This window comes from Sulfurisphaera sp., from assembly GCF_059755235.1.
This window is the reverse complement of record NZ_DBPRYF010000004.1, coordinates 1-9,719: the sequence shown is the minus strand read 5'-3', so window position 1 is coordinate 9,719 and position 9,719 is coordinate 1. Positions and strand designations below refer to the sequence as shown.

Here is a 9,719-nt window from a genome sequence, read left to right as displayed (position 1 = left end):
GCCAAAGAATCTAATTACTCCTCTATCTACAAGATCTTCAAAAGCCTTTATGGTTTCACATATTGGCACTTCTGAAGGCCAGTGCAGCAAGTATAAGTCAATGTACGTTCCTAGTCTTTTAGAACTAGCTAAGGCCGATTTTATTACGTCCTCATATTTAGCGTGATTAGGCCAGACTTTTGTGATTATGAAAAGATCGTCTCTTTTGAAATCTTTTATTGCGGTGCCAACAAGTTCCTCAGCGTGTCCATTTCCATACATTTCTGCAGTATCAATCGCAGTTATTCCAAGTTCTATAGCTTTTCTAATGGCTTTTATATCTCTCTCGTTGTTAGAGTAATCTGAAGACCAGAAACCTCCTCCCATCATCCAAGTTCCTAAAGCTAATTCAGAAATAGAGAACCACTTAAACTTCTTCATATGTTTAAGTTTTCACCAGTGTATTTAAAGAGATCAGGAGTTAGAAGCAACTTATGGAATTCTAAATAGGGATGGTTTGAATAGATTTATTTAAGTCAAAGAGTGTATAATAGTCATGAAGAATTCAATTTTTGTTGTTATCGTAGCAGTTGTTTTAGTTGCTATTGGTGCGCTTCTATTATTTCATCCGGTAGGTCATCCAGTAGGACAAGTAAGCCAAGTGGTATTTCCAGCTCAAGCTCAAGTTTCTTCCGTTTTAGGAAATGGATGGAATATAACTGGATTGTATGAAAACAACTATACAACAGCTTTGCAACAGCAATACCCTGGAGTCAAGGCTTTATATCAAGAGTACATACAAAACGGAAATCAAACAATAATACTTTCAGTTTTCAACTTAAATGGCTCATCTACACTTCAAGGGATAAAAGTCGGTAAATATCTTGTATCTGCCAATATATCTGGAAACAAAAGTGCTTTCGATTTACAGAACATCCAAAACTTAGAGGTAAAAACGCTAAAAAGTCAGAAAGGACTAACTCCAATGCTTTCACCTTTTCTTATAGCAGTGAGCAAAAATTCCATGCTTTTAAGTTTCGGTAATCAAACATCACAGAACTATACAATTTATTTTGAAACATTGATTTATAATAATTCCTATACGTCAATTGACCTTGTAAAGGCTAACGGTTCATATAACATTAGTTCATTGTTTAATTATTTACTATCAACAGCTCCTAATAACGTTACAGTAACTACGTATGACGGAGCTAAATACTTTAACTTAAGCACTTCAACCTACTATGGTAATGTTTACTATATAGTGGGAATGAAAGACCAATACTTAGTATTTATGCAAGCACAATCATCACAAGCATTTCAACTTTTTACTAAAATAATAGGTGAAGTTTAGCCCATTCTATAATTATTGATAATATTTCCAAGCTAGTTAATACAACATTGTTTTTATTCCAAACAAATAAGTTTAAGAGTTTGACCCTATCTAACTTTTAAGTGCTACTACTAAAAGCCCGAGGTTCTTTTTCTTATTTTCACGTAATTTCTGGTCTCTTTTATATCATTTAGTTGTCATAAAGGTAACAAAATACAAGGAGAAATGATCTGTCCTTTGTAGAAGGAACAAGTTATCTTAGAATAAGTATTTACTTGAACAAGCTAGTAAGGACATGCCGGATCTTCTGCTAATGGATCACCATACACAGCATAAGCTCTAGCTCTACTACCTCCACAGACACTTGTATACGCACATATTCCGCATTTTCCTTTTAGTTTCCCTGCCTTAATCATGTTTAGCAATTCTGAATGTCTATATACATCAACTATGCTATCATTTCTTACATTGCCAAGTCTTATTGGTAAAAATCCACTAGGATAAATGTCTCCATTATAACCAACAAAGAGTACTCCAGCACCATCTCTAGTAGGCATTATACTTTTGTCAATTGGTTTTTTAGCTTCTCCTAGGAGTTCTCTTAATTTTCTAATTAGCTCATTATCACTTACGTTATATTCTAATTTTGCCCTTCTAAAGAAAGGTGCTTCTACAGTTCTTACAACAAGATCATATCTTGAAGTCTCCACCAGGAAATCTACAACATCTTTGTACTTTTCTCTTGGTATATCCAACTCTACAGTCCCTCTACCTACCGGGATCAAGAAAAACACTTCCCAAACCTTAACTCCTAAATCTTTCAGCAACTTAGCTAGGTATGGTAGTTCATCATAACTCTTTTTCCACACCAAAGTGTTTACTTGAGTTTGCAAGCCGTATTTTAGTCCAAGTTTGATTCCGTTTATCGCATACTTATAATTTCCTAATCCTCTAAGCCAGTCATGAGTTTCTGGCTTATATCCGTCTAGGCTTATTGACATATAAAGAGCGCTTTCTCTTATCTTTTTCATGGTATCATCATTTAACCTAGGTGAAGGTGCGGGTGCTAGTGAAACTATTAACCCAAGGGATTTGGCATAATCCATTAAATCAAATATATCTTCTCTTGATAAGGGATCTCCACCAGTAAATACTACCACGACTTTTCCAAAAGATGCAATCTCTTCAAGGAGTTTCCTTCCTTCAGCTGTTGTTAACTCATCTGGTAGCGGTTTGTCTATTGAGCTTGCCCTGCAATGTTTGCAAGTAAGTGGGCAAGCTTTTGTTACTTCCCAAAATATTAAATGTGGGGCGTTTTCAAAGGGCATAAAGGATCATCTCCATATATGCTGTTAGACCAATAATATGCTCTTGCTCTATCTCCTCCTTTACAATATTTCTTAAATTCACACGTAGCACATTCCCCTGTTAAGTACTTATCAGTGTTTACAAAAATATCTGGAATGTTGACTATTATCTCCTTTAGTGGTTTCTCTCTAACATTACCTAGTTTGTAAAAGTCTATAAATTGGCAAGGATAGACGTCTCCGTTAGGATAAATTGAGATCATTTTTCTTCCACATCCCCCAGAATTCTCGACAAAGCGTAGATAATTCTCCATCTCTTTTTCGTCTATTGCTAACTGTTTACCAATGTATATCCCGTCGTATGGAGCTAATGTTGTTTCGATTTCGATTTGTCCTTTTAATTCTTTTGCGTAATTGATAAGCTTGTTCATGAAAATCTCGTATTGTTTTTTGTTATACATCCAATCTTTTAGTTCCTTTCCCCTTCCACTTGCAGAAATATGATAAAACGTGATTCTTTTTACCCCAAGTTTTATTGCTAGTTTGATATAATCGTCTACATTATCAATATTCTTTGACGTAATCGTAAATCTCAGACCTACATTAAGCCCAGCATCGATCGCATTTCTTATTCCTTTAACAGTGAGGTCAAAAGCACCGTTAACGCCTCTAAATTTATCGTGGAACTCTGGATAAGGACTATCCAGGCTTATTCCTATGTAAGAAAAGCCTATTTCCTTTAGTTTTTGAGCATATTTCTCACTTATTAAAGTCCCATTTGTAGAGAGTGCAAGTTTTAACCCTTTCTGAGAAGCGTAAGACGCTAAATCGAAGAAATCTCTTCTCATTAGAGGTTCTCCACCGCTCATAATAAGTAACGGAATTTTCATTTCAGCCATTTGGTCAATTAGCCTAATTCCTTCTTCCGTTGATAGACCTTCTTCACCTTCTGGAGAAGCGTTTATATAACAATGTAGACATCTCAAGTTACACTTGTAAGTCAGGTTCCATGTTATTACTGGTCTAAAAACTTGGCTAAACTTACTAGGGTTTTTTGTGTTATATTCTCCCTTTATTTGAAAAGACACAGTACCTCTTCCGGTAACCATAACACTAACAGGTATCACAAATGATAGATATAATACAAAGTTTAAATTTCCCATCCTAAATAATAAGGCAAAAAATCAATTAACATTGTTAATTATGCTTCGTACATCAGTTTATCTATACTCTCTGAGATTAGTTCCATATTTTTCCTTATTTTATCTTTAACATCTTTTACTTCTTCATCTTTTAAATCTACTAGCTTATAAGCTGACATAAATTCTATCATATTCAATAGATCGTCTAGGAACTCATATAGTTCTTGTAGCCGGACAGGATCTTTATAATCTAGTTTTACTTCTGTTTTCATATTGTATTTTATTAGAGATAATACTTGTTGTATATCGTATAAGTAACTTGGTAATACGCTTTCCATAGTATCTATTTGCTTTCTCTCTTATTTGAATTATTTTCCTTTGTCAACAATCTCTTAAAATTGAATTCTTTTTAACATATAAGGTATTATTAAAGTAAAATTTTAAAATAGTGTTTAAGTTAATAAGGTAGAAAATATGTTAACTTTAAGAGTTAATTTTAAAAAGCACTAGCAAAGACTTATAAAAATGATTTCTTTTCGATTATAATTTATGTTTATCGATCAAATATAAAAGATACAAATTAAGTAAAATGCTTACAATGTGTAATGACTTGTAAATTGAATTAGTCTATAATAGATATTGATGCATATACCCTTTTGTTCCCTTTATGGAAAACTAAAGTTGCCTCAGTTCCATTTAAACTAGCTTTTATGCTGAATCTCTTGAAATAAGGATAAAGCAAAGATGCAAGTTGTTCAACTGAAAGTGAGTTAAATGTAATTATTCCGTAGTCTAAGTAAAGTGTTAGGTCAAATTTGTATTTAGGATCAAGGATTTGGAATAGGCTTACTTCTTTTTTCTTCATAGTAAACCTCTCTCAAAGAGTTATTATAAACGTTTTTCCTAATCTTTAAGACATAAAATAATTAACATCGTTAATTTCAGTCAACTATCTTTAGCGTTACTCCGTTTCTTGAGAGAAATTTGAGACCTTTCTCAAATTCTTTATCAGCCGTAACAAACTCATCTACTCCTAAAAGTACCGCGTAAGATAAATGCAGTAAATCAAGTGTCCTTAACTTTACTTCTTTTGCAATGTTTATAGCAAAATACATTACGTTGTTTATCTCACCTAGAAAAGTCTGCTTTTGGTTTGTTACACTCTTTACTATGATATTATACTCTTTCAATAACTTTATTGCATAAGGTAAAGGATCATCATTTATGTTTCTTGATAAATAACTAACTAGTTCAACTAGTCCAAGTTCTGAAGTTACTCCTCCATCCTCTAGTTCTTTTAATGCTTTTTCTCTCCTAGGATCTTTTAATATTGGTAATAAAATAACGCTAGTATCAAAATATTTCAAAATCTGTCCCTTTCTTTCAAAAAGTCATCTAACGTTTTATCTAATAATGGAAGTTTTACTTCTTTAGACTTTTCCATTTCAATTTTCAACAAATCTACTTCCCTTAGACCTTGTGAGATAAGGAAGTTCAAAGCTTCGTTTCTTGACGAAAACAAACCAAGTTTAACCAACTCATCAACCTCTTTTATTATTTCTCTTTTTAGTCTTACAGGTATAACTTCGCTCACATGTATATCTTTTCAAGTATACTATTAAGCTTTTCTCTTTAAGTACCTAGTAGAAAGACCTAGTTTAATTCCAGTGATACCTAGTGTGTCTTTGATCAAATAAAGGAAATATAGATAAGCTAGTGGTAGAAAAAGACTTGATAACTCTAAGTTGATAAACCTAGTAAGATATGAGAGAATAAGGATTGGTGTTATGTAAACTATTTTACTATGATTATACCTTGCAGTGGAATATGCTATGCATGAGAAAAATAACGGAAACATGACACCTAGATAAAATGCGTGAGTGTAATCTCCAAGATATAAAGAAGAAAAAGTAAGCAATAACGTGGTTATGATTATCGAGAGAGAGGTAATATTGAGGGTTTTATGAACTCTTTTTCTAAATAAAAATAGGAAGTAAACAATTAAAGTAATTGGTAGAAAGAATTGAAATGCTATTGCCAATAGACTAAGTAAAAGTATAGGTATTTGGTTTTTCCCAAAGAATGGTTTCGCTCCTAAAGTTGCAGTAAAAACCCCTATATTTACACCTATGACATAAACTAAGATAGGAATTGTTAAACTCCAATAGTTTAAGAAAAGGAACCACATGACAGCTGATAGAAATGGAGATGAAAGAACTAACAAGTTTACTACAAATTTACTTCCGTAACTTTTTACGTCTTTTAACGCCAAGACTTCAGTTATTATAAGTGCTATTGATGCAAAAAACTGGAAATAGTGTGAAAGCGGGATACTTAATAGAATCAAGGAGAGAACATGTGTAGTTAAGTACTTCTTTGCAGGGAAGAATAATCTTTGTATCATCCCAAAATACAACGCATAAGCTCCTATTGTCATCAAATAAGCATGAGATAGAATTGGATAATGAAGTGATAAACCCCCTAGAAGAAACATAATTGTGGCTAAGTAAATAAAAGGTACGTTAACTCCCCAAGGCTCTTCCCGATATAACAATAAATTAATATACTTTCAACCACTATAAATGTTTTTGAGGCAAAGCTGTATGAAACTCCTCATGATGATGCGCTATGCGTGGAGAGAGGAGTTGACAGTAAAAACCTCAAATGGGAGGCTCATGGCGTTAGCCTCGACTGGGCTCCATGCGGTGTGGTTGAAGCTGATGATACCACACCTAGAGCCAACCCAGACCGTAGATTGAGAAGTAACTAGAAATGACGTGATCTGGGAAACGCTCTATTTCTTCACTCATTATATACTCATTTCTTTTTGGATAAATAAATGAGAACCTAAGATATTAGGTCTTGTTCTTTCTTCATGTAAGGAATTTGGCTAATAGTTTTATACCTTGTATTTCAAAATACTCAAGATATGAGAAAAATTGCGTCTTCTCAGCAACTTTTACAGTTGCTAGAGAGAGATAAGGCGATTATTAGAATTATGCCTTATGGTGGAAGAAGAGTAGTGAAAAAATACTGTAGCGACTGTATTGATGTCCCTAATGAATTCAAAAACATAGACGATTTACATAACTGGAGGGATTTCATTAAGTCTAAGGCGAATTATAAAATAGTAGGACGAAATTACGTAATTGATTTAATTCTAGGTAAAAATAAACTTGGTAAAGGTAACTTAAGCGTTAGAGGCAATGTTTTGACCATTTCAGCTTACAATGCAATAAACTACGTAAGTAAAAAAGTTAACAAAGATATTAACAAAATCCTTGATTATTCTCTCGTAACATTACGGGGATATGCAACTTTCATACCTAGTTTGCTAAAAGAAGGAGTTTCCCTTGCTAAAGATAATAAAATTGATGAGGCATTAAACACATTTAACAAGTTCAGATTGATTCTCTATATAGGAGAAAATGAGGCAAATTCTCCCAAAGAATTACTAAAGAAAGTATATAGAGGAAATAATCTGAAAGACGATTGGGAAAAACTATCTCCTATATGGAAAGAAATTATTTATTACTTAATAGATTCTTCATTAGGCCTTTTACCTGGTGAAAGTAAAAGAGAGATAGGAGATTTAGAACCTCTAACGACTGAAGAAGTAAACGTATCTCCAATAGATTATCCAGAATATGTAGACATTGTGAACTTGGCTCTTTCCGAGTTAAAAAAGGGAAATAACGTAGTAATAAAGGGTAGTCTAAAAACTGGTAAAAGTACTATTTCTGAGCTAGTAAAAAGAAGAGCTTTAGAATTAAAGATTCCAATAAACACAGTAGATTATCACAATATTTCTGGTGAGTATAAAAGCATACAAAAGTTATCTAATTCAAATCCTTCTCAAACACTTTTAGTTCTCACAGATGATTTATATTCACTGCTTAAAACAAAGGGATACAAGATAAACGTTGACTCAAGATTCATTTTTTCTATATCAAGAAATAAAGGATTAACTCTCAGACTTGATGATAAGATCTTTTCGATTCCAGTCCATTATATAGTAATGTATCAACAAGATAATATTGAAGACACTATAACTAACGCGTTAGAACATTTCTACAAGGATTACTGGGAATATGTATACAACGTTATTTTTGATGCTGACCCCAACAAGGTATTATGGTATTCTCCCCTATTAGCGGTTTATGAAAAATATTTCACACCAATCCCAGAGAAGATATCCATCCTACTCCTTAAAAATAGTGGAAGGAAAAACATAGAGGAGAATGACAGCATAATTAAATGGTTTTCTAGGTCTAAGACTATTTTTAGAGTTATCAAGTCGGAAGATTATGGAACAGATTCGATAGATAAAATAGATGTAGACAGACTGATTAGGGAAACAGCTTTAGACATATCTAATAGTATTACTTCAATAGACGATGTAATAGAACTATATTCCTATTTATCTGTAATAGAAAACGAAGAGAAAGTTATTATTAATCAAGAGTTAAAGAGCTATTTCGATAATAACTTAGCTTTTGCAAGGATTATCCTCCCCTATGTGGTCAATAATTTAAAGGAAAAGATAGATGTTCATAAGTACTGTGAAGATCTTCTTAATTCCTCCTTATCTCCCTATGAGTTATTAGGAAGGATAAAAATAGTTTTAATGAAAAGCAATGATGAAAACTGTACTTCAATTGCTTTAAATTACCTAACGAGTGTAGCGAAGGCCGGAAAATCAGAATGGGTGCGATTCCTATTAGATGATATTTCAGAAAACGAGTTAATTTTACAGAATAATCCTTATCAACTCTCTGTTATATTATTTAATTACTTGAAACATTCTACTGAAGAAATAGAAAAAGTGAAGAAAATTTTGGAGAAAATAGAAAATAAGACTAAGTACTCAGTTTTTGTCAAATCTTTGATCAATTACTTAGATGGAAATGCTGACAGTTTACAGTTTGAAAACCCCTTATGGGCAGTTTTAACTTATGGATTTCTCGGTATATATTCCCTATCTAACCATGACCTCTTAAAACTCGCATATGTCTATGATAAGTTTAGGAAGAGTTATTTATCAATTAAAAACAATAAAGAGATCCAGATTGATCCTAATCTTAAAGATTTCTTTCCTATAAATGGTGGAGTTTTTGATTATATTGATGAACTGAAAGATAGATTGGACGCTGGAATAGGATATACACTTCTTTTAACTCACCCAAGAGAAGAGTCAGCTAGGGCTACAATCGAACTAGTAGAGAAGCTAATTATGAATTGGTATAACAGAATTAGGAATAAGATTAAAGAGGGCAAGATTAAAGATAATGAAGCTATAGATTTACTACAAATTTATCAAATAAAATTAATGAAATCTCTAATTTCTGGTAGCAAGTATGAATATAAAACCGTCCTAAATGATATAATCGACCTAGGAGAACTAACCAAATATCTTGTAGAACAAGATGCAAAAGGCTCTTTGCTTATAGCCTCTTCTATAGCTAAGAAAATCTTAGGTATAGATCAAAAAGTTGAGACAGTAAGCGGTACTACATTAGACCTGATCATATACATGGCTTCAGAAATAATACTAGGTTCAGAAGATAAAAGTAAGTTCTTCGATTTCATCGCGGGGCAGATAAAGAACAAACAAGAAGGGATAGATAAAGCGTTAGTTGGAATTATCTCCGCTTTTATTAAAAATGATAAAAAAGAACTTGAAAAGGCTATTGATTATGCAAGGGAGAACTATTACTCTGTAATGCTTGAGATATTGACTAAACATATTAATGATAAAAGAATGTTTGTAGTGTCCTTAATACCTTATATTGGAATATGGCATTTTCTAGGAGGATAGAGTCTAAATGTCGTAATCACTCTCTATGTTTAAAAGTTTAAATCTTTTAACTATGACAAGTTCTATTATGTACGAAGAAAAAGCGGAGGCCCTTTACAAAGCGTACAGAGAGAAAAAAGTCATAGAGCCTTTTGAATTTA

11 protein-coding genes are annotated in these 9,719 nt (G+C 32.7%); 3 read left to right on the top strand and 8 right to left on the bottom strand.

Annotation, left to right across the window (positions count from 1 at the left end; all coding sequences use genetic code 11):
• Positions 1-420 (bottom strand): aldo/keto reductase (locus tag AC3OCB_RS00225; RefSeq protein ID WP_498340126.1); only part of this gene is annotated, 420 nt, incomplete at its 3' end.
• Between the two features lie 115 nt (positions 421-535).
• Between AC3OCB_RS00225 and AC3OCB_RS00220 the strand changes: the two genes are divergently transcribed.
• Positions 536-1,333, top strand: coding sequence for a hypothetical protein (locus tag AC3OCB_RS00220; RefSeq protein ID WP_498340125.1), 798 nt, complete (start codon positions 536-538; stop codon positions 1,331-1,333).
• Positions 1,334-1,596: 263 nt separating this feature from the next.
• Here AC3OCB_RS00220 and AC3OCB_RS00215 read toward each other — a convergent pair whose 3' ends face one another.
• The 7 genes from AC3OCB_RS00215 to AC3OCB_RS00185 all read right to left on the bottom strand — a co-directional run bounded on the left by AC3OCB_RS00215 (position 1,597) and on the right by AC3OCB_RS00185 (position 6,315).
• Positions 1,597-2,640, bottom strand: coding sequence for a TIGR04053 family radical SAM/SPASM domain-containing protein (locus tag AC3OCB_RS00215; protein WP_498340124.1), 1,044 nt, complete (start codon positions 2,638-2,640; stop codon positions 1,597-1,599).
• On the bottom strand, positions 2,613-3,746 hold the full coding sequence (locus AC3OCB_RS00210; protein ID WP_498340128.1) for a radical SAM/SPASM domain-containing protein: 1,134 nt from the start codon (positions 3,744-3,746) through the stop codon (positions 2,613-2,615). The genes AC3OCB_RS00215 and AC3OCB_RS00210 overlap by 28 nt, the downstream gene beginning before the upstream one ends.
• 74 nt (positions 3,747-3,820) lie before the next feature.
• Positions 3,821-4,099 carry a hypothetical protein gene (locus tag AC3OCB_RS00205; RefSeq protein WP_498340123.1) on the bottom strand — a complete coding sequence of 93 codons (279 nt, stop codon included), beginning with the start codon at positions 4,097-4,099 and terminating at the stop codon, positions 3,821-3,823.
• A gap of 284 nt (positions 4,100-4,383) precedes the next feature.
• Positions 4,384-4,626, bottom strand: a complete 243-nt coding sequence (locus tag AC3OCB_RS00200; RefSeq protein WP_498340122.1) for a hypothetical protein — start codon at positions 4,624-4,626, stop codon at positions 4,384-4,386.
• A 76-nt stretch (positions 4,627-4,702) separates the two neighbouring features.
• Complete coding sequence (locus AC3OCB_RS00195; protein WP_498340121.1) at positions 4,703-5,128, bottom strand: type II toxin-antitoxin system VapC family toxin; 426 nt, start codon at positions 5,126-5,128, stop codon at positions 4,703-4,705.
• Entirely contained in the window at positions 5,125-5,355 is a 231-nt protein-coding gene (locus AC3OCB_RS00190) for a ribbon-helix-helix domain-containing protein (RefSeq protein WP_498340120.1), read from the bottom strand. The genes AC3OCB_RS00195 and AC3OCB_RS00190 overlap by 4 nt, the downstream gene beginning before the upstream one ends.
• A 24-nt stretch (positions 5,356-5,379) precedes the next feature.
• Positions 5,380-6,315 carry a hypothetical protein gene (locus AC3OCB_RS00185; protein WP_498340119.1) on the bottom strand — a complete coding sequence of 312 codons (936 nt, stop codon included), beginning with the start codon at positions 6,313-6,315 and terminating at the stop codon, positions 5,380-5,382.
• Positions 6,316-6,376: 61 nt separating this feature from the next.
• Here AC3OCB_RS00185 and AC3OCB_RS00180 point away from each other — a divergent pair, with 61 nt between their 5' ends.
• Positions 6,377-6,520 carry a hypothetical protein gene (locus AC3OCB_RS00180; RefSeq protein WP_498340118.1) on the top strand — a complete coding sequence of 48 codons (144 nt, stop codon included), beginning with the start codon at positions 6,377-6,379 and terminating at the stop codon, positions 6,518-6,520.
• 170 nt (positions 6,521-6,690) lie between these two features.
• Entirely contained in the window at positions 6,691-9,579 is a 2,889-nt protein-coding gene (locus tag AC3OCB_RS00175) for a hypothetical protein (RefSeq protein ID WP_498340117.1), read from the top strand.
• The last annotated feature ends 140 nt before the right edge of the window (positions 9,580-9,719 follow it).